This is a genomic window from Micromonospora sp. CCTCC AA 2012012 (genome assembly GCF_040499845.1).
Lineage (GTDB): Bacteria > Actinomycetota > Actinomycetes > Mycobacteriales > Micromonosporaceae > Micromonospora > Micromonospora mangrovi.
This window is the reverse complement of record NZ_CP159342.1, coordinates 1,997,604-2,019,558: the sequence shown is the minus strand read 5'-3', so window position 1 is coordinate 2,019,558 and position 21,955 is coordinate 1,997,604. Positions and strand designations below refer to the sequence as shown.

The window sequence follows — 21,955 nt, the reverse complement described above, 5'->3', positions numbered from 1 at the left end:
CGCCACCGGTCGACCGTCGCGGTCGGAGTACCCGACCGGGCCCGGTCGGGGTGCCGGATCGTGCCGGCACCCCCGGTGCGCCGGCCACCGGCGAACCCCGTGCCGCCCTGCGCCGCCGGCCACGCGGGCCCTCACCTCGGACGGCCCGATCAGGCACTGCGCCGTCCCGGGCGGGTCGACAGACTCGCCGCATGGTCGGGTGCGAAGCGGAGATCGATCTGGGGGCCGTCGCGCACAACGTCTCCGTCCTGCGCCGACTGCGCCGGGTCGAGGTGATGGCGGTGGTCAAGGCCGACGGGTACGGCCACGGCCTGGTCCCCGTCGCCCGGGCCGCCCTCGACGCCGGTGCCACCTGGCTCGGGGTGGCGTACCTGCCGGAGGCGATGGCGTTGCGGGCCGCGGGCATCACCGCCCCGGTGCTCTGCTGGCTGCCCCGCCCCGGTGAGGAGCTGGACCCGGCCGTTCGGGCCGACGTCGACCTCTCCGTCTCCGACCCCGGCACCCTCGACGACCTGATCGCCGCGGCCCGCCGGGTCGGCCGGCCCGCCCGGGTGCACCTCAAGGTCGACACCGGCTGCGCCCGCGCCGGCGCCACCCGGGACCGCTGGCCCGACCTGGTCCTCGCCGCCGGGAAGACGGCCGGGGAGGAGCTGGACGTGGTGGGCGTGTGGAGTCACCTGGCCAACGCCGACCGACCGGGTCACCCGTCCACCGACCGGCAGGTGGCCCTCTTCGACGAGGCGCTGGAGGTGGCCGCGGCGCACGGCGTGGTCCCCCGGCTGCGGCACCTGGCGAACTCGGCCGGCGCGTTGGCCGTGCCGGCGGCCGCGTACGACCTGATCCGGCCCGGCATCGCGATCTACGGCATCAACCCGTTGCCGGTGCCGCCGCCGGTGCCGCTCGTGCCGGCGATGACCCTGCGCGCGCCCGTGGTGCTGGCCCGCCAGGTCCCCGGCGGGACGCCGGTCTCCTACGGCCACGAGTACGTCACCCCCGGCCCGACCACCCTGGCGCTGGTCGCCGCCGGGTACGCCGACGGGGTGCCGCGCGCCGCCGGCAACCGCGCCGAGGTGCTGCTGGCCGGGCGGCGACGGCGGATCAGCGGCCGGGTCTGCATGGACCAGTTCGTGCTGGACGTCCCCGACGCCCCGGTGACCGCCGGCGACTCCGTGGTCCTGTTCGGGCCGGGCACCTCGGGCGAGCCGACCCTGGCCGAGTGGGCGGCGGCCGCCGACACCATTCCCAACGAACTGCTCACCCGGGTCGGCCCCCGGGTGCGCCGGGTCTACCGAGGAGGCGGCCTGCCATGACCATCCACCAGGACCCGCGTGCGGAGTCGGCGGTGGTCGCGCCGGCACCCGCCGACTACTCGACCTTCCTGCACCTCGACGCGTTGCTGGCGGCCACCGAACAGGTGCCGGACCACCCGGACGGACGGTTCTTCGTCCTGGTCCACCAGGCGTTCGAGGTGTGGTTCGAGCTGATCGTGCACGAGCTGGTGGCGGCCCGGACCGCGCTGCACGCCGACGCCCTGCCCGAGGCCCTGCACCGGCTGCGGCGGGTGGTGGCGGTGGACCGGCTGCTGGTCACCCAGCTCGACACCCTGACCACGATCAGCCCAGCCGGGTTCGCCGGCCTCCGCCCGCACCTGGGCACCGCGAGCGGCTTCCAGTCGGTGCGCTACCGGGAGATCGAGTACCTCTCTGGCCTGCGCGGCCGGGGCCACGCGGTGGTCGCGCCGCCGGGCAGCGCCGCCGCCGCGCGGCTCGACCGGCGGCTGCGGGAACCGAGCCTCGCCGAGACCTTCCGGAGCCTGCTGCACCGCCACGGGGTGACCGATCCGGTCCGGCTGCTGCACAGCGGACGGCCGGACAGCGCGCTGCTCGCGGTCGCCGAGGCGCTGCTCGACCACGACGAGGCGTGGGCGATGTGGCGGGCCCGGCACGCGCTGGCGGTCGAGCGGCTGATCGGGCACAAGCCCGGCACCGGCGGCTCCGCCGGGGTGGCGTACCTGCGGTCCCGGCGGGACGAGCGCTTCTTCCCGGAGCTGTGGCAGTGGCGGACGCAGCTGTGACCGGTCGGGCGGGTAGCCGTTCGGGCACTGCCGCCCGACCCCGCCGGACCGTGCCCGGGCGGAGTCTCCGTCCGAGGGCGGCCCGCCCGGGACCCGGGCGGCAACGTGATCGACGGGCGGCGCCGCGGCGACCGACGCCGTCCGCCGGCCCGACCGGCGACGCGTACGGCGGAGAGGGGACCCGATGACCGAGACGCCGCCGACCATCACCGCGCCGGGCGGGGCGCTCATCGCCGGCCCGGCGCGGCAGAGGCGTACCCGCCTGGTGTTCCTCTTCCCTGGGCGGGCCGCCGCCGTCACCGGCATGGCACGCGCCCCGTACGCCGCACCGGTGGTCCGGGCCGAGGTGGACCGGGCGCTCGCCACGCTGGACCCTCCGCTGGCCGGCCGGGTGCACGCGGTGCTGTTCGGGCCGCCCGGCGGCGCGGTACCGGCCGACGCCGCCGACCCGGCGCTCTTCGTCCTGGCGCACGCCCTGACCCGGCTGCTCGCCGACGCCGGGCTGACCCCCGACACGGTCGTCGGGTACGGCAGCGGCGAGGTCACCGCCGCCTGCGCGGCCGGGGTCCTCGACCCGGCGGACGCGCTGCGGCTGGCCGTCGCCTACGGCCGGCTCGCCGCCGACCTGCCGCCGACCGCCACGATGAGCGTCGGGCTGCCCCCCGAGGACGTGACCCGGCAGCTGCCCCCCGGCGTGCGGCTGGTCGCCGTGGACACCCCGGAGTCCTGCGTCGTCGCCGGGCCGGAGGCCGAGCTGCGGCGCTGGGAACGCGACCTCGCCCAGCTCTACGTCACCTGCCACCGGCCGGCGGCACCGGTCGCCGGACACCCCGACGACGTGCCGTCCCGGCTCGGACCGGTGGCGGCGGCGCTGGTCGGAGTCACCCCCCACGCCCCACGGATCCGCTGGCTGAGCAGCGTCAGCGGTCGCCCCGTCAGCGCCGACGAGGCCGTCGACCGGGAGCACTGGCTGCGCCAGCCGCTGCACCCGGTGCGCTTCGCCGACGCCGCCGCTCAGCTCGGCCCGGGGGACCGGCTGGTGGAGGTCGGACCCGGCGGCACGCTCACCGGACTGCTCCGCCAGATCACCCCCGACCTGCCGGCGCGGGCCATCCTGCCCGCCGACGCCGACGGCCGGCCGACGCCCCACCCCGATCCCGTCCGCGCGGTACGGGCGCTGCTCGCCGGTGCCGCCCGACGGGACTCACCCCACCTGCCCGACCAGACGGAAGCCGGCGTGCCCCGGCCCGGGAGGAGACGCTGATGGAGCACGAGGGCATCGAGGACGTCTACGAGCTGTCCCCCATCCAGGAGGGGCTGCTCTTCCACAACCTGTACTCGCCCGGCAGCGGCATCTATCTGGAACAGGTCACCATGCGGATGCGCGGGGCGCTGGACGTGGCCGCCTACCGGGCGGCGTGGCAGGCCATCGTGGACCGGCACGCGGTGCTGCGGACCAGCTTCCACTGGGAGGGCGTCGACAAGGCCCTCCAGGTGGTGCACCGGGACGTGGAGTTCCCGATCGAGGTGCTGGACTGGCGCGACGCCGACCCGGCCGGGCAGGCCGAGCGGTACGCCCACTTCGCCCACGACGACCGGATGACCGGTTTCGACTACGCCGACGCGCCGCTGATGCGGGCCAGACTGATCCGCTTCGCCGACGACGAGTGGGAGTTCTTCTGGAGCTTCTCCCACCTGCTGATGGACGGCTGGTCGTTCGGGCTGGCCTTCGCCGAGCTGACCGCCCTGTACAACGCGTTCGCCACCGGCGGGGCGGCGGACCTGCCGCCGGCCCGGCCGTACCGGTCGTACCTGTCCTGGTGGGCCCGGCAGGACCGGACCACCACCGAGGCGTTCTGGCGGGAGCACCTGGCCGGCTACTCCGCCCCGGACGCGCTGGAGCTGGGCCCCGCCCCGGTCGGGCCGCTGCCGGCGGGCGAGCCAACCCACGCCGTGCTGCCCACCCCGGAACTGCTGGAGCTGATCCCGCCGCTGACCGCGTTCGGCCGGGAACACGGGCTGACGCTGAACACCCTCATGCAGGGCGCCTGGATGATCGTGCTGAGTCGCCACCTGGGCCGGGCGGACGTCCTCGTCGGCTCCACCGGCACCCAGCGCCCGCCGACGCTCACCGGCAGCGAACGCATCATGGGGCCGATGCTGGCCACCATGCCGGTCCGTGGCCGGGTCCGTGACGACGCCGACCTGATCGGGTGGCTGCGCGAGCTGCAGAACGACATGGCCCAGGCCCGGGAGCACGCCGACATCTCCCTGACCGACCTGCGCGCCCTGGCCGACCTGCCGGGCAACCGGCCGCTGTTCGAGGTCGACCTGGCCTTCGAGAATGTGCCGGTGCCGGACATGGCGCTGCACGAGGTGGAGCTGCTGGAGTCCACCTACGACGGTCGCCCGCACTTCCCGATCACCATGATCGTCATGCCGGGCGAGGCGATGCCGGTGCCCCGGATGGTCTACGACCAGACCCGCTTCACCGAGGCCGCCGTCCGCCGCCTGGTCGACGAGTTCTCCACCACCCTGACCAACCTGACCCGCTACCCGGAGCTGCGGCTGGGCGACGTGGACATCATGCCCGCCGACCAGTGGCGACAGATCCTGCTGGACTGGAACCGCACCGAACCGCAACCGGTCGCCGCCCTGCCCGAGCTGTTCGCCCGGTTCGTCGCGGCGACCCCGACCGCCACCGCGGTGACCTGCGAGGGCGCCCGGCTCAGCTACGCCGAACTGGCCACCCGGGCCAACCGGCTCGCCCACCACCTGCGCGAGTCCGGGGTACGCCCCGGCGACCGCGTCGGGCTCTGCCTGCACCGCTCCCTGGACACCGTGATCGGGGTGCTCGGCGTGCTCACCGCCGGGGCCGCGTACGTGCCGCTGGACCTGGGACACCCGGCGGAGCGGATGCGCTGGATCCTCGCCGACGCCGACGTGACCGCCCTGGTCACGCACGACGCGGCGGCCGACTCCGCACCGCAGTTCGCCGGCACCGTGGTGAACCTCGACACCGACGCCGCCGCGATCGCCGCCCGACCGGCCACGCCACCGGCCGACGGCCCCGGCCCCGACGACGTCGCCTATCTGATCTACACCTCCGGCTCCACCGGTCACCCGAAGGGGGTGCTGGTCAGCCACGCCAACGTGGCCCGGCTGGTCGCCGGGGCGGGCACCCGGATGGAGTTCACCGCCGACGACGCGTGGAGCATGGTCCACTCGTACGCCTTCGACGTGTCGGTGTTCGAGATGTGGGGTGCGCTCGGCACCGGCGCCCGGCTGGTGGTCGTGCCGCACGAGACCATCCGCGACCCGGAGTCCCTGCTGCACCTCCTCGACGCCGAGCGGGTCACCGTGTTCAGCCAGACCCCGTCGGCGTTCCGCCAGTTCATGGTCCCGGCCCTGGCCGACGACGCGCCCCGGCTGCCGCTGCGGTACGTCATCTTCGCCGGCGAGTACCTGGACACCCCGGCGCTGGCGCCCTGGGTCGACCGGTACGGCGACGAGCAGCCGCGCCTGGTCAACATGTACGGCATCACCGAGACCACGGTGCACTCCACCTACCGGCGGATCACCCGCGCCGACCTGACCGGCCCGGTCCGCAGCAACGTCGGACGCCCCCTGCCGGACCTGCGCATCTATCTGCTCGACGAGCGCGGGATGCCGGTGCCGCCCGGGGTGCGCGGGGAGATCTGGGTGGCCGGCCCCGGCGTCACCCTCGGCTACCGGAACCTGCCCGAGCTGACCGCCGCGCGGTTCCGGCCCGACCTCTACGCGGGCGAGGGCGAGGAGCGGATGTACCGCTCGGGGGACCTGGCCCGGTGGACCGACGACGGGGAGCTGGAGTTCCTCGGCCGCGCCGACCACCAGGTCAAGATCCGTGGCTTCCGGGTCGAGCCCGGCGAGATCGAGGCCGCGCTGCGCGACCGGCCGGAGATCGCCGACGCCGTGGTGCTGCCCCGCACGATCGCCGGGGACACCCGCCTGGTCGCGTACCTCGTCCCGGCGGGCGAGGGGGTGACAGTGGTCGACGCCGAGGTGACCGCCGCCCTGCGCGCGGTGCTGCCCGAATACATGGTCCCCGCCCACCTGGTCACCCTGGACCGGTTCCCGCTCACCCCGAACGGCAAGACCGACCGCGCCGCGCTGCCCGACTTCGACGGCGCCCGCCCCGACCTGGAGCGGGAGTACGTCGCGCCGCGCACCCCCACCGAGGAGGCGGTCGCCGCCGCGTGGCGGGAGATGCTCGGGGTGGAGAAGGCCGGGGTGCACGACGACTTCTTCGCCCTCGGCGGGCACTCGCTGCTCGCCACCCGGGTGGCGTTCAAGCTGCGCGGCGCGCTCGGCGTCGAGGTGCCGGTCCGGGCGATCTTCGACCACCCGGTGCTGGAACGGCTGGCCACCGCGATCGACGAGCTGACCCGCCGCCCGGTCGTCGCCGCACCGGTGATCGCCCGCCAGCCGCGCCGGGCCCAGCGGGTCTGACCCCGCCGACCCCGCACCGTCCGTGTCACCACAGCGAGGAGCGTCCGCGTGAGTGTCGATGACAACCCGGTCTCCACCCGGGAGGCGTACCTGCTGCCCACGTCCTACGGGCAGCGTCGGCTCTGGTTCCTGGACCTGCTCGAACCGGGCAGTGCCGCGTCGTACACCGAGCACGGCGCGCTGCGGATCACCGGTGAGCTGGACGTCGCCGCCCTGACCGACGCGGTCGCGGCCATGGTGGCCCGGCACGAGACCCTGCGCACCGGCCTGGTGCTGGTCGACGGCGAACCGGTGCAGGCCGTCGCCACCGACCTGACCGTGCCGGTGGAGCAGATCGACGCCGTCGGTCGGGTGCCGGCCGGCGCGGACACCCCGACGGTGCACGCCGTCCTCGCCGACGAGCTGCGGGACCTGCTGCGCCGCCCGTTCGACCTGACCCGGCCACCGCTGTTCCGGGTGGTGCTCTACCGCCTCGGCGAAGGCGACCACGTGCTCGTGGTCGCCTTCCACCACGCCGTCTACGACCAGTGGTCCGGCGCGGTCTTCGTCCGCGAGCTGCTGGCCTGCTACGACGCCGCGGTGGCCGGCACGGAACCGGCGCTGCCCGAGCTGCCCGTGCAGTACGGCGACTTCGCCGCCTGGCAGCGGGAGTGGGTCGGCGGCGACGAGGAGGCCGGTCAGCTCCGGTTCTGGGAGCAGCGGCTGGCCGGGTTGCCGCCGCTGGAGCTGCCCACCGACCGGCCCCGACCGGCAACCCAGGCCTTCGACGGCGCCACCGTCGACACCGTGCTCCCCGCCGAGCTGGTCGCCGGGCTGGACCGGCTCGGCCGGGCGCACCGGGCCACCCTCTTCATGACCGTGCTGACCGGCTTCGCCGCCGTGCTGGCCCGGCACACCCGCCAGGCCGACCTGGCCATCGGCACCCCGGTCGCCGGCCGCCGCGCCCCGGAGCTGGAGCACCTCGTCGGGTTCTTCGTCAACAACCTGGTGCTGCGCGTCGACGCCGACGGCGACCCCGGCTTCGTCGACCTGCTCGACCGGGTCCGGGCCACCTGCCTCGACGCGTACGCGCACGCCGACGTGCCGTTCGAGCGGGTGGTGGAGCGGCTGCGCCCGGACCGGGACCTGGCCCGCAGCCCGCTGTTCCAGGTGATGTTCGTCTTCGGCAACGTGCCGCTGCCCGCGCTCACCGCCACCGGGATCACCGCCGAACTGTTCCGGGTCGACCCGGGCACCGCGAAGTTCGACCTCTTCGTCACCTGCGTACCGCACGCCGACGGCGGGCTCACCGTCACCGTGGAGCACAACACCGCCCTGTTCGACCCGGCCACCGCCCGCCGGCTCCTGGACCACCTGCGGCTGGTGCTGGACGCGGCGGTCGCCGACCCCGACCGGGCGCTGTCCGAGCTGCCGCTGCTCACCGACGCCGACCGGGCGCGGCTGGTGCAGTGGGGGAGCGGACCCACGCGGGAGCTGCCCGCCGACACCCTGCCGGCCCTGGTCGCCGCGCGCGCCGCCACCCACCCCGACCGGGTCGCGGTCACCGGGCGTTCCGGTCGACTGGGGTACGCGAACCTGGTCACCCGGGCCCAGCGGATCGCCGCCGCCCTGCACACCGCCGGGGTACGCCCCGGGCAGCTCGTCGCCGTCGCCGTGGACCGCGACGTCGACCTGCCCGCCGCGCTGCTCGGGGTGCTCGGCTGCGGGGCGGCGTACCTGCCGGTGGACGTGGCGCTGCCGGCCGACCGGGTGCGCTTCGTGCTCGCCGACGGCGAGGCCGCGCTGGTGCTCGCCGACGCCACCACCGCCGACGCCCTCCCCGGGGACCTGCCGGTGCTGCGGGTCGACGGTGACCTGCCCGAGGCCGCCGGCTGGCCGGCCGTCCCCGGCCCGGACGACCTGGCGTACGTCCTGCACACCTCCGGGTCGACCGGCGTGCCGAAGGGCGTCGCGGTGCCGCACCGCGCCCTGGGCAACCTGCTGGCCACCCTCGCCGAACGGCCCGGTCTCGGCCCGGACACCGTGCTGGCCGCCGTCACCACCCTCTCCTTCGACATCGCCGCCCTGGAGCTGTTCGGCCCGCTGACCGTGGGCGGCCGGGTGGACGTGGTGCCCCGACCGGTCGCCGCCGACGGGCCCCGGCTCGCCGCCCACCTGGCCGACGTCGGCGCGACCGTGCTCCAGGCCACCCCGACGACCTGGCGGCTGCTGCTGGCCGCCGGGTGGCGTCCCGACCCCGGCTTCGCGATCTGGTGCGGCGGGGAGGCGTTCCCCGCCGACCTGGCCCGCGCCCTGGCCGCCACCGGCGCAGCGGTGTGGAACCTGTACGGGCCGACGGAGACCACCGTCTGGTCGACCGCGCACCCGGTGACCGGCGACGAGGACCCGGTGCCGTTGGGCGCTCCGGTGGCGAACACCGAGCTGCTGGTGGTCGACGACGCGGGCCGGCGGGTGCCGGTCGGGGTGCCGGGGGAGCTGTGGATCGGCGGCGCCGGGGTGGCCGCCGGCTACTGGCGGCGCGACGAGCTGACCGCCCAGCGCTTCGTGGGGCATCCGGAGCAGCCGGACGCGCGGGTCTACCGCACCGGGGACCTGGTGCGCTGGCGCGACGACGGCCGCCTGGAGTTCCTCGGTCGGATAGACCTCCAGGTGAAGGTGCGCGGCCACCGGATCGAGCCGGGCGAGATCGAGTCGGTGCTGCGGGCCCGGGACGACGTCGACGACGCAGTGGTGGTGGTCCGCGAGGACACCCCCGGCGACCAGCGGCTGGTGGCGTACCACGTCGGCGGCGCCGACCCCGACGCGCTGCGGGCCGCCTGCGCCGACCGGCTCCCCGGTCACCTGGTGCCGGCGGCGTTCGTGGCGCTGCCCGCCCTGCCGCTCACCCCGAACGGCAAGGTCGACCGGCGGGCCCTGCCCGCCCCCGACCCGAGCCGCCGGACCGGCGCGGACGACCCGCCGCGCGGTGACGCGGAGGAACGCCTCGCCGGCATCTTCGCCGACCTGCTGCGGCTGGACTGGGTCGGCCGCGACGACGACTTCTTCGCCCTGGGCGGGCACTCCCTGCTCGCCACCACCCTGGTCGGCCGGATCGCCGCCGAGCTGGGCGTCGAGGTGCCCGTCCGGGCGGTCTTCGCCCAGCCCACCGTCGCCCGGCTCGCCGCCGTCCTCGGCCTCGGCGCCCCGCCCGCCGCCCCGGAGCTGAGCCCCGCCGACCGGCGCCCGGACGCCGCCGGGCGGGTCCGGCTGCCCGCCTCGTTCCAGCAGCGCCGCGTCTGGTTCCTCGCCCAGTTCGAGCCGGAGACCGCCGCCGCCTACCACCTGTACGGCGGCCTGCGGCTGCACGGCCGGCTCGACCGCGACGCGCTGCGTGCCGCCGTCGACCTGGTGGTCGGCCGGCACGAGACGCTGCGCACCGGGTTCGCCGCGGTGGACGGCGAACCCGTGCAGGTGATCCACCCCGAGGTGCCCAGCCCGCTGTCCGAGGTGGACCTGACCGGGGCCGCCGACCGGGACGCCGCCCTGGCCGACCTGCTCCACGACGCCGCCCGCCGGCCGTTCGACCTGGCCGTCCCGCCCCTGCTGCGGATCGTGCTGGCCACCCTCGGCGACGACGACGCGGCCCTGCTGGTCACCCTGCACCACGCCGTCGGCGACCGGCTCGCCGTGGAGGCGCTGACCGGTGAGCTGTCGGCCGCGTACACCGCGCTGGCCGCCGGGAAGCGGCCGGAGCTGCCCGACCTGCCGGTCCAGTACGGCGACTACGCCGCCGCCCAGCAGCGCTGGGCCGGCGGCCCGGCCGAGCGACGGCAGCTCGACCACTGGCACCGGCAGCTCGCCGACCTGCCGGTGCTGGACCTGCCCACCGACCGGCCCCGCCCGGCGGTGCAGACCTACCGGGGCGCCACCCGCACCGCCGAGCTGCCCGCCGAGCTGGTCACCGGCCTCACCGCGCTGGCCGCCGGGCGGGGCGGCACCCTGTTCATGGCGCTGCTGACCGGCTACGCGCTCACCCTGTCCCGCTACGCGCGCACCCTCGACGTGCCGGTCGGCTCGCCGATCTCCGGTCGGTACCGCCCCGAGCTGGAGCCGCTGGTCGGCTACTTCACCAACAACCTGGTGCTGCGCACCGACCTCACCGGCGACCCCACCGTCGGCGAGCTGCTCGACCGGGTCCGGGACACCTGCCTGGACGCCTACGCCCACGCCGACGTGCCGTTCGAGCGGCTGGTGCAGCGGCTGCGCCCCGAGCGCGACCTGGCGCACTCCCCGCTGTTCCAGGTGATGTTCATCGCCGCCCCGCTGCCCGCGCCGTCGCTGCGCCTGGGCACCGTCACCGCCACCGCGCTGCGCGCCCCGGAGACCGCCGCCAAGTACGACCTCACCCTCACCGTCTTCCCCGCCGGGCCGGACACCACCGCCCAGCGGGTGGTCGCCGAGTACAACACCGACCTCTTCGACGCGGCCACCGTGGACCGGCTGCTCGACCACTACCGGCTGGTCCTCGACGCCCTCGCCGCCGGCCCGGACCGCCGGCTGGCCGACCTGCCCGCCCTGCCGGCCCGGGAACGGGCCCGGCTCACCGCCCGGGGCACCGGCGTCCGGCCGCCCGTGCCGCCGACCAGCCTCGACCGGTACGTCACCGCCCGGTTCGCCGAGTTCGCCGACCGGGTTGCGGTCGCCGACGAGGCCACCTCGCTCACCTACGCCGAGCTGGACGCCCGCGCCCACCAGCTCGCCCACCACCTGCGGGCACTCGGGGTGAGCCGGGGCGACCGGGTGGCGCTCTTCGCCGAACGCGGCTGCGACGTGCTGGTCGCCCTCCTCGGCGCGCTCCGCGCCGGGGCCGCGTACGTGCCGGTGGACGTCGACTTCCCCGCCGAACGGGTGGCGTTCATCCTCGCCGACTCCGGCGCGTCCGTGGTGCTCACCCAGGCCGGCCTGGTCGACCTGCTGCCCGACCTGCCGGCGACGGTGGCCGTGGTGCGGCTGGACGCCGACCGGCCGGCGCTCGACGCCCGCCCCACCGACCCGGTGCCGGACGGACCGGAGCCGGACGACCTGGCGTACCTGATCTACACCTCCGGCTCGACCGGCCGCCCCAAGGGCGTGGCGCTGCCGCACCGGCCGGTGGTGAACTTCCTGCTCAGCATGGCCGAGGTGCCCGGCATGACCGCCGGGGACGTGGTCGGCGCGGCCAACACGATCTCCTGCGACATGCCGGTGCTGGACATGTACCTGCCGCTGCTGGTGGGCGCGCGGATCGAGATGATCCCGCACGCGACCGTGGTGGACGGCGAGCGGCTCGCCGACCGGCTGCGCCGCAGCGCGGTCAGCTACCTCCAGGGCACCCCCACCACGTGGCGGCTGCTCCAGCAGGCCGGCTGGCGGCCCCCGGCCGGGTTCACCGCCCTGGCCGGCGCGGAGAAGGTCCCCGCCGACCTGGCGCACTGGCTGCACGACGCCGGTGCCCGCGTCTGGCACCTGTACGGACCGACCGAGACCACGGTCTGGTCGACCGTGCACCGGGTGACCGGCGACGAGGACCCGCTGCCGCTGGGCGGGCCGGTGGCGAACACCGAGCTGCTGGTGGTCGACGACGCGGGCCGGCGGGTGCCGGTCGGGGTGCCGGGGGAGCTGTGGATCGGCGGCGCCGGTGTCGCGGCCGGCTACTGGCGGCGCGACGAGCTGACCGCGCAGCGCTTCGTGGCCCACCCCGAGGTGCCCGGCTCCCGGGTGTACCGCACCGGCGACCTGGTGCGCTGGCGTGCCGACGGCCGGTTGGAGTTCCTCGGCCGGATCGACTTCCAGGTGAAGCTGCGCGGTCACCGGATCGAGCTGGGCGAGATCGAGTCGGTGCTGCGCGCCCACGACCAGGTCCGCGACGCGGTGGTGGTGGTCCGCGAGGACACCCCCGGCGACCAGCGGCTCGTCGGCTACGCCGACCTGCACCAGCCCGACGACACCGACCGGGCGGCGCTCGTCGCCGCGCTGCACGCCGCCTGCCGGGAACGGCTGCCCGACTACATGGTCCCGTCGGCGTTGACGCTGCTCGACGCGCTGCCGCTGACCGCCAACCGCAACAAGGTCGACCGGGCGAAACTGCCCGCCCCCGACGGCCTGCGCCCGGACCTCGGCGCGTACGACGCCCCACGCGGGGAGAGCGAGGAGCTGCTCGCCGGGATCTTCGCCGCCGTGCTCGGGCTGGACCGGGTGGGCCGGGACGACGACTTCTTCGCCCTGGGCGGGCACTCCCTGCTCGCCACCCGGGTGGTCGCCCGGATCCGCGACGCCCTCGACGTCGACCTGCCCGTACGGGCCGTCTTCGCCGCACCCACCGTCGCCGGTCTCGCCGCCGCCTTGCCGCCGCCTGCCGACGCCCGCCCCGCCGACCGGGCCACCGGTGCCGACCCGACATCCACGCTGCCGCCGATCGTGGCGCAGTTCCGGATGCCGCAGGTCGGCGGTGAGCTGGCCGGCCGGTACGTGCTGCCGGCCTCCTCCGGGCAGCGTCGACTCTGGTTCCTCGCCCAGCTCGCGCCGGACGGGGCGGGCGCGTACACCGTGGACAGTGCCGTCCGGCTGGACGGGCCGCTGGACCCGGACGCGCTGCACGCCGCACTGAACGCCGTGGTGGCCCGGCACGAGACGCTGCGCACCTCGTTCCACGAGGTCGACGGCGAGCCGGTGCAGGTGGTCGCCCCCACCGTGGACGTACCGCTGGCCCGGGTGGAGCCGACCGACCCGGCGGAACTCGACGACACCCTGACCGCGCTCTCCGGCACGCCGTTCGACCTGCGGACCGCGCCGCTGCTGCGGGCCACCCTGATCCGCCTCGCCGCCGACCGGCACGTCCTGCACCTAGCCGTGCACCACGCCGTCTGCGACCGCTGGTCGGTGCAGGCCCTCGCCCGGGACCTGGTCGCCGCGTACACCGCCGACGGGGGCGCGCTGCCCGCCCTGCCCGTGCAGTACGGCGACTACGCCGCCTGGCAGCTCCAGTGGAGCGCCGGCCCGCAGGCGGCGGCGCAGCTCGCCCACTGGCGGGACCGGCTGGCCGACCTGCCCGCCCTGGAACTGCCCACCGACCGGCCCCGCCCGGCGGTCCGCGCCTGGCGCGGCGACCTGCGGTGGGACACCGTCCCCGCCGAGCTGGTCGCCCGGGTCACCGAGGCCGGTCGCCGCCGGTCGGCCACCGTCTTCATGGTCGGGCTCGCCGCCTGCCAGCTCATGCTGGCCCGCTACAGCGGCCAGCGCGACTTCGCCGTCGGCTCGCCGGTCGCCGGCCGGCCGCGCACCGAACTGGAACCGCTGGTCGGGTTCTTCGTCAACAACCTGGTGCTGCGCGCCGACCTGACCGGCGACCCGACCGTCGGGGAGCTGCTGGACCGGGTCCGCGCCACCTGCCTCGACGCGTACGCCCACGCCGACGTGCCGTTCGACCGGCTCGTCGACGAGCTGCGCCCGGTCCGCGACCGCGCCCAGACCCCGCTGTTCACCGTGCTCTTCGCGGTGCAGAACACCCCGGCCGCGGCCCGGTCCATGGGCCCGGTCGACGTCACCCCGGTCGACCTGCGCGTCGGCACCACCCAGTTCGACCTGTCGCTCATGCTCGTCCCCGACCCGGACAGCGGTGACCTGCGGCTGCGCGTCGAGTACGACACCGAACTGTTCGACCCGACCACCGTGGACCGGATGGCCGCCCAGTTCCGGCTGCTCCTGGCGGAGCTGGCCGGTGACCCGGACCGCCCGGTCCGCGACCTGGCGCCGCTCACCGCCGACGAGGAGCGGCTGCTGCTGGACGAGTGGGTCCGGCAGACCCCGCAACCGGACCGGCCCGGGCTCGTCGCCCGGTTCCGGGACCAGGCGGGACGTACCCCCGACGCGGTGGCCGTGGAGTGCGGCGACGAGCGGCTGACGTACGCCGACCTGCTGGCCCGGGCCGACGGCCTGGCCGCCCGGCTGCGCGCCGCCGGGGTGACCCGGGGCGACCGGGTGGGCATCCACCTCGACCGCACCCTCGACCTGCCGGTCGCGGTGCTCGGCGTGCTCGCGGCCGGCGCGGCCTACGTGCCGCTGGACCCCGGCTGGCCGACCGACCGGATGGCCTACGTGCTCGCCGACGCGGCGGTCGGGGCGCTGGTGGCCCACCGGCCGCTGCCCGGCTTCACCGGCCCGGTCCTGCCCCCGGTCGGCGACCCGGGCGAGCCGCCGCCCGACCCGGCCGCCGATCCGGACGACGTGGCCTACCTGATCTACACCTCCGGCTCCACCGGCCGCCCCAAGGGCGTGATGGTGACCCACCGCAACGTGGTCCGCCTCGTCACCGGCGCGGCCACCCGCTTCCGGTTCGGCCCCGACGACGTGTGGAGCCTGTTCCACTCGGTCGCCTTCGACGTGTCGGTCTTCGAGCTGTGGGGCGCCTGGCTCACCGGCGCCCGGGTGGTCGTCGTGCCCTACCTCGCCGGCCGGGAACCGGCCGAGCTGCGGGCGCTGCTGGCCCGGCACCGGGTCACCGTGCTCAGCCAGACCCCGACGGCGTTCCGGCAGCTCGCCGCCGCCGACGCGGGCGCACCCGAGCGCCTCGACGCGCTGCGCTACGTGATCTTCGCGGGGGAAGCGCTCGACGTACGCGCCCTGGCCGGCTGGCTCGACCGGTACGGCGACGACCGACCCGAACTGGTCAACATGTACGGCACCACGGAGACCACCGTGCACGCCACGTTCCACCGGGTCCGGGCCGCCGAACTCGCCGAGCCCGGCCGCAACCGGATCGGCCGACCCCTGCCCGACCTGCGGATCGTGCTGCTCGACGCCGACCGGCGACCGGTGCCGCTGGGCGCCCCCGGCGAGGTGGCCGTCGGCGGCCCCGGGGTCTCCCTCGGCTACGCCGGCCGACCCGGGCTGACCGCCGACCGCTTCGTCACCGGCCCGTACGCCGAGGGACGGCTCTACCGCACCGGCGACCTGGCCCGGTGGCTGCCCGACGGCACCCTCGACTTCCTCGGCCGCACCGACGCCCAGGTGAAGATCCGCGGCTTCCGGGTCGAACCGGGCGAGGTCGAGGCGGTGCTGCGGGAACACCCCGACGTGGCCGACGCCGTGGTGGTGGCCCGACCCGGCCGGGCCGACGACACCGAACTCGCCGGCTACCTGGTGCCCCGCCCCGGCACCGCACCCACCCCCGCCGACCTGCGCGCCCACGCCCGGCGGCTGCTGCCGGAATACCTCGTACCGGCCACCCTCACCCTGCTCGACGCGCTGCCCCGCACCGCCAACGGCAAGCTCGACGTGCGGGCCCTGCCGAGCCCCCGGCGCGGTGCCGACGACACCGGCCAGGTCGCCCCCCGCGACGAGCTGGAGAGCGCCCTGGCCGACATCTGGCGGCAGGTCCTCGACGTCGACACCGTCGGGGTGCACGACAACTTCTTCGACCTCGGCGGCCACTCCCTGCTGGCCACCCGGGCGATGAGCCGCACCCGGGCCGCGCTCGGCGTCGACACCGGCGTCCGGGACCTCTTCGACCACCCCACCGTCGCCGGTCTCGCCGACCGGCTGCGCGGCCGGCACGACACCCCCGCCGGGGCACCGATCCCGGCCGCGCCCCGCACCGGGCCGCTGCCGGCCGCCCCGGCGCAGCGCCGGCTCTGGCTGCTGCACCAGCTCGACCCGGCCAGCGCCGCCGCGTACGTCATCGGCAGCGCGGTCCGGCTGACCGGGCCGCTGGACCCGGCGGCCCTCGAGACGGCGTTCGCCGACGTAGTGGCCCGGCACGAGGCGCTGCGCACCAGCTTCGAGGTGGTCGACGGCGAACCCGTGCAACGGATCCACCCCGACCTGACCGTGCCGGTGGAGCGGGTCGACGTCCCCGACCCGGCGGCCCTGGCCGCACTGACCCGGGACCGGCTCACCGCCGGCTTCGACCTCGCCGCGGCGCCGCTGGTGCGGATCACCCTGGCCCGGGTCGGCGACGACGAACACCACCTGCTGCTCGCCGTGCACCACGCCGTCGGCGACCAGGCGTCCACCCAGGTCGTCGTCCGGGACCTGGTCACCGCGTACCGGGCCCGGGTCGCGGGCGCCGCACCGGAGCTGCCGCCGCTGCCGCTGCGCTACGCCGACGTGGCGGCCTGGCAGCACGACCGGCTGGACCGGGGCGACCACGACGAGGACCTGGACTGGTGGACCGGACGGCTGGCCGGGCTGCCCGTGCTGGAACTGCCCACCGACCGGACCCGCCCGGCCGTCCGCGGCCACCGGGGCGGGCAGCGGGCGGCCGAGCTGCCGGCCGGTGTGGTGCAGCGGCTGACCGAGGTGGGGCGGCGGCACGACGCCACGCCGTTCATGGTGGCGCTCGCCGGCTACCAGCTCATGCTCGCCCGCTACGCCGGCCAGACCGACTTCGGGATCGCCGTCCCGGTGGCCGGGCGGGACCGGCCGGAACTCGACGGGCTCGTCGGGTTCCTCGCCAACACGCTCGTGCTCCGCGCCGACCTGACCGGCGACCCCGCGATCGGGGAACTGATCGGCCGGGTCCGCGAGACCTGCCTCGGCGCGTACGCCCGCGCCGACGTGCCGTTCGACGTGCTGGTCGAGCGGCTGGGACTGACCCGGGACCTGTCCCGCACCCCCGTCGCCCAGGCCGGGTTCGCCCTGGTCGAACGGGTCGACGCCGGGGACCGGGAGTTCGCCGGGATCCGCGCCGAGCCGCTGCCGTTCGACCCGGGCACCGCCAAGACCGACCTCACCGTCACGGTGGTCCCCGCCGACGACGGCCGCTGGCGACTGCTGGCCGAGTACGACGCCGACCTGTTCACCCCGGCCACCGTGGACCGGATGCTGGACCACCTGGCCATGCTGCTCACCGAGTTCGCCGACGACCCGGACCGCCCGGTCGCCGCGCTGCCGGAGCTGCCCGCGCGGGAGGCCGCCCGACTGGAGGAGTGGGCGCACGGCCCCGCCCGGGAGCTGCCCGACACCACCTGGCCGGAGCTGTTCGCCCGCCAGGTCGCCGAGGGCCCGGACCGCCCCGCCGTGCTCTTCGGCGACGACACCGTCAGCTACGCCGAGCTGAACACCCGGGCCAACCGGCTGGCCCACCGGCTCGTCGCCGCCGGGGTCGGCGCCGACCACCTGGTCGGGGTGCTCGCCGAACGATCCGTGGAGATGGTCGTCGCGGTCCTCGCCGTGCTCAAGGCCGGCGGCGCGTACCTGCCGATCGACCCGGGCCTGCCCGCCGACCGGGTGGCCTTCATGCTCGCCGACTCGGGGGCCCGGCTGCTGCTCACCCCGACGGCGCTCGCCGACCGGGTGACGGGCACCGACGCCACGGTCGTCCCGATCGACGCCGCGGACCTGGCCGACCTGCCGGGCGACGACCTGCCGGCGCGCAGCGGCCCCGACGACCTGGCGTACGTCATCTACACCTCCGGCTCCACCGGCACCCCGAAGGGTGTCGCGGTCACCCACCGGTCGGTGACGAACCTCTGGCTCACCCGCGACCTCGCCGGCCTGCACCCCGGCAGCCGGGTGCTCCAGTTCGCCCCGTTCAGCTTCGACGTCTCCGTCTTCGAGATGGTGCTCTCGCTGCTCGGCGGCGTGCCGCTGGTGGTGCCCACCCCGGCGGACCTGGCCGGCGGCGTGGAGATCGTCGGCTTGATCAACCGGCAGCGGGTCACCTTCACCTTCATGCCGCCGTCCCTGCTGGCCCACCTCGCGCCGGAACACGTACCGACCCTGGAGGTGCTCGGCTCCGGCGGCGAGGACTGCCCGGCCGAGGTCGCCGAGCGGTGGGGCGGCAAGAAACGCTTCCTGATCGGGTACGGCCCCACCGAGGCCACCGTCTACGCCACCGTCACCGACGAGATCGTCGGCGGTGGGCACCCTCCGATCGGTCGGCCGGTCGCCAACACCGTGGTCCGGGTGCTCGACGAGCGGCTGCGTCCCCGCCCGATCGGGGCACCGGGGGAGCTGTACCTCGGCGGTCCCGGGCTGGCCCGTGGCTACCTGCACCGGCCCGAGCTGACCGAGGCGGCGTTCGTGCGGCACCCGGTCACCGGCGAGCGGCTCTACCGCACCGGCGACCTGGTCCGCTATCTGCCCGACGGCAACCTGGAGTTCCTCGGCCGCACCGACGACCAGGTCAAGCTGCGCGGCTTCCGGATCGAGCTGGGGGAGATCGCCGCCGCCCTGCGCGCCGCGCCCGGGGTCGCCGACGCGGTGGCCGTGGTCCGCGAGGACCGCCCCGGCGACAAGCGTCTCGTCGGCTACGTCGTCCCCGCCGACGCGGGTGCCGACGACGAGGTGACCCGGGCCGCCCGGGACGCGGTCGCCGCCCGGCTGCCGCAGTACATGGTGCCGGCCGCCGTGGTCGCGCTGCCCGCCCTGCCGCTGAACCCGAACGGCAAGGTCGACCGCAGGGCGCTGCCCGACCCCGCCGGCTCGACCGACGACAGCGGGTACGTCCCGCCGACCACTCCCACCGAGCACCGGCTGACCCGGCTGGTCGCCGAGGCGCTCGGGGTGGACCGGGTCGGGCTGGACGACGACTTCTTCGCCCTCGGCGGGCACTCCCTGCTCGCCGCCCGCCTGCACGCCACCATCCGCCGGCTGTGGGGGGTGGACCTGCCGGTGCGGGTGCTCTTCGAACGCTCCCGGATCGGGTCCCTCGCCGACCTGCTGGACGAGCAGGGCAGCATCGACGTGGCCGCCGCCGAGGCCGAGCACGCCGCCGCGCTGCGCGCCGACGTGGTGCTCCCCGAGGACGTCCGGCCCGTCGGTGAGGTCCGCTGGACCGACCGGCCCGGCACGGTGCTGCTCACCGGCGCCACCGGGTTCCTCGGAGCGTATCTCGCGCGGCAGCTCGCCGAGGCCGGCGCGACGGTGCTCTGCCTGGTGCGGGGGCGGGACGAGGCGGACGCCCAGCACCGGCTGACCGCGCAGCTGCGCCGGTACCGGTGCTGGCGCGACGAGTGGGCCGACCGGTTCCGGGCGATCCCCGGTGACCTCGCCGCGCCCCGGCTCGGCCTCACCCCGGAACGCTTCGCCGCGCTGGCCCGGGAGGTCGACGAGATCTACCACTGCGGCGCGGTGGTGCACTTCCTGCGCCCGTACGCGGCGCTGCGCGCCGGGAACGTCGCCGGCACGGTGGAGATCCTCCGGCTGGCCACCCTGGACCGCCCGGTCCCGGTGCACTACGTCTCCACCATGTCGGTCTTCGGCGGGCTGGCCCGCACCGCCGGCGCCGGTCCGGTCGACGCGTCCGGCGTGGTGCTGCGCGAGGACACCCTGCCCGATGACCCGCCGCCGGCCACCGACACCGGCTACAACCACAGCAAGTGGGTCGCCGAGCAGGTGGTGACACTGGCGCGGGCCCGGGGCGTCCCGGTCGCCGTGTACCGGCCCGGCCGCATCGCCGGGGACACCCGTACCGGCACGTGGCGCGGCGACGACCTGGTCTGCCAGGTGATCCGGGCCTGCGTGGCGACCGGACTGGTGCCGGACACCGGGCTCGCCACCGATCTGGTGCCGGTGGACCACATCGCCGCCGTCGTCACCGGCCTGGCCCGGCGCCGGGACGCCCTGGGCCGGACCTTCCACTTCGCCCTGGACGCCAAGGTGCCGCTGGTGCGTCTCGCCGACGCGCTCGCCGAGCGGGGCTGGCCGGTGCGCCGGGTCCCGCTGGCGCAGTGGTACGACGCCGTCACCGCCGCCGCCCGGGCCGGCGACGACCAGCTCGGCCCGGTCCTGGCGATGTACGCCCCGCTGGCCGAGGGGCGGGTCACCGGCCCCGGCGAACCGACCTTCGACGACCGGAACACCCGGGAGCTGATCGGCGCGCAGCTGCCGCCACCGCGGGTGGACACCGCCCTGCTGGGCCACTACCTCGACACGCTGGTCGCCGACGGCGTCCTGCCGCCGCCCCCCGGCGACGGCCCGCAGCACACCGACGGAGGGAGCACCGATGGTTCCGCATGACCCGATCGTCGTCGCCGGGGCGGGGGTGGGCGGCCTCACCGCGGCCCTCGCCCTGGCCCGCCACGGCCTCCCCGTCGAGGTGTACGAGCGCCGCACCGCCGACGAGATCCGCGACGCCCCCGGCAGCGGCCTGACCCTGTGGAGCAACGCCGCCACCCCGCTGGGCCGGCTCGGTCTCGGTGACCGGCTGCTGGCCGCCGCCGAACGGGTGGTGGAGATCCGCAACTTCGACTCACGGGGCCGGATCCGGTTCACCATGCGCACCCACCCGTACATCTGGCCCGATGCGCTGCCGTCGCTGTCCATCGGCCGGATGGACCTGGCGGCGATCCTGCTGTCCGCCTGCGCGCAGCGGGGCGTGCCGGTGCACCACGGCCGCCGGGTCACCGGCTACCGGCAGACCGGCGACGGCGTCGAGGTGCGCCTCAACGACGGCACGGTCACCGGGTCGGCCCTGATCGGCGCGGACGGCGTGCGCTCCACCGTGCTGCGTCAGCTGCGCGGCGACGTGCCGGGGACCTACCTCGGCCGCACCACCTACCGGGGGGTGTGCGCCGGCACCGACGGTCTCGTGCCCGAGGTGCCGCTGCTCTTCCACGACGAGGCCACCCGGGTCGGCGGCGGGGTCTATCCGATCGGCGGGGACCGGGCGGCGTGGACACTGTCCTGGAAGGCCCCGGCCGGTGAGCGGGAGCAGCCCGGCCGGGAGCACGCGCACGCCGTACGCCTGGCCCGGGTGCTGCCGGCGGTGCTGCGCGACCGGGTGGCCCGGACCGACCCGGACGCGCTCATCCGCACCGACATCTGGTACCACGAGTGGCACGAGACGTGGGGCGACGGCCGGGTCACCCTGCTCGGCGACGCCGCCCACGCGATGCCCAACGACCTCGGTCAGGGCGCCTGCCAGGCCGTCGAGGACGCGGTGGTGCTCGCCGACGCCCTCGCCGCCGGTGACCTCGCGACCCCGACCGGGGTCGCCGCCGCGCTGCGCGACTACGAGCGCCGCCGCCTCGACCGGGTGAAGTGGGTACGCCAGCAGTCCGTGCAGGTGGCCACCGCCGCCGAGCCGCGCGGCGCGGTGGCCCGCTGGGCGATGGGGAAGCTGACCCGCGCCTATCTGGCGGTGGCCGAGAAGGGCATGTGGCGGCGGATGCAGCAGCCGCCCGAACTCACCCACCCCGCCCCCGTCGGGTCCTGAGCGGACCGTCCCGACGCCCGCGCGGCGCGGGGCCCTTCCGGCCCCGGCAGGTGCCCGGATGGGTACCCCGGCGGAGGTGGGCGGGGCGGTCGGGACGGGGGGTGCCCGGGCGGACGGGCCGTTGGAGGGCCGACCGGCGGCACCGGCATTGGCACGGTGAGGGAACTCCGCGAGATCAGCACCGGTCCGCCGGCGCCACGCCCCGCCGTCACCCG

Annotated in this window: 6 protein-coding genes; all 6 read left to right on the top strand. The window is 76.2% G+C overall.

Translation table 11 applies throughout. The features are described from left to right. Positions 1 to 191 precede the first annotated feature (191 nt). Positions 192 to 1,310, top strand: coding sequence for an alanine racemase (gene alr, locus ABUL08_RS09120; protein WP_350936426.1), 1,119 nt, complete (start codon positions 192 to 194; stop codon positions 1,308 to 1,310). Further along, positions 1,307 to 2,074, top strand: a complete 768-nt coding sequence (locus tag ABUL08_RS09115; protein ID WP_350936423.1) for a tryptophan 2,3-dioxygenase family protein — start codon at positions 1,307 to 1,309, stop codon at positions 2,072 to 2,074. The genes alr and ABUL08_RS09115 overlap by 4 nt, the downstream gene beginning before the upstream one ends. A 184-nt stretch (positions 2,075 to 2,258) precedes the next feature. Beyond that, the gene (locus ABUL08_RS09110; protein ID WP_350936421.1) at positions 2,259 to 3,338 is read left to right on the top strand and encodes an acyltransferase domain-containing protein; all 1,080 of its coding nucleotides are present in this window, start codon (positions 2,259 to 2,261) and stop codon (positions 3,336 to 3,338) included. Further along, complete coding sequence (locus ABUL08_RS09105; protein WP_350936419.1) at positions 3,338 to 6,565, top strand: amino acid adenylation domain-containing protein; 3,228 nt, start codon at positions 3,338 to 3,340, stop codon at positions 6,563 to 6,565. Before ABUL08_RS09110 ends, ABUL08_RS09105 begins: the two co-directional genes overlap by 1 nt. Positions 6,566 to 6,613: 48 nt before the next feature. Beyond that, positions 6,614 to 20,542, top strand: a complete 13,929-nt coding sequence (locus ABUL08_RS09100) for a non-ribosomal peptide synthetase (protein WP_350936417.1) — start codon at positions 6,614 to 6,616, stop codon at positions 20,540 to 20,542. Beyond that, positions 20,529 to 21,740, top strand: a complete 1,212-nt coding sequence (locus ABUL08_RS09095) for an FAD-dependent oxidoreductase (RefSeq protein WP_350936414.1) — start codon at positions 20,529 to 20,531, stop codon at positions 21,738 to 21,740. Before ABUL08_RS09100 ends, ABUL08_RS09095 begins: the two co-directional genes overlap by 14 nt. Positions 21,741 to 21,955: the final 215 nt, after the last annotated feature.

Coding starts and splice junctions, on each gene's coding strand:
- ABUL08_RS09115 (WP_350936423.1), top strand. CDS start 1,307: ATGACCATCCACCAGGACCCGCGTGCGGAGTCGGCGGTGGTCGCGCCG.
- ABUL08_RS09110 (WP_350936421.1), top strand. CDS start 2,259: ATGACCGAGACGCCGCCGACCATCACCGCGCCGGGCGGGGCGCTCATC.
- ABUL08_RS09105 (WP_350936419.1), top strand. CDS start 3,338: ATGGAGCACGAGGGCATCGAGGACGTCTACGAGCTGTCCCCCATCCAG.
- alr (WP_350936426.1), top strand. CDS start 192: ATGGTCGGGTGCGAAGCGGAGATCGATCTGGGGGCCGTCGCGCACAAC.
- ABUL08_RS09095 (WP_350936414.1), top strand. CDS start 20,529: ATGGTTCCGCATGACCCGATCGTCGTCGCCGGGGCGGGGGTGGGCGGC.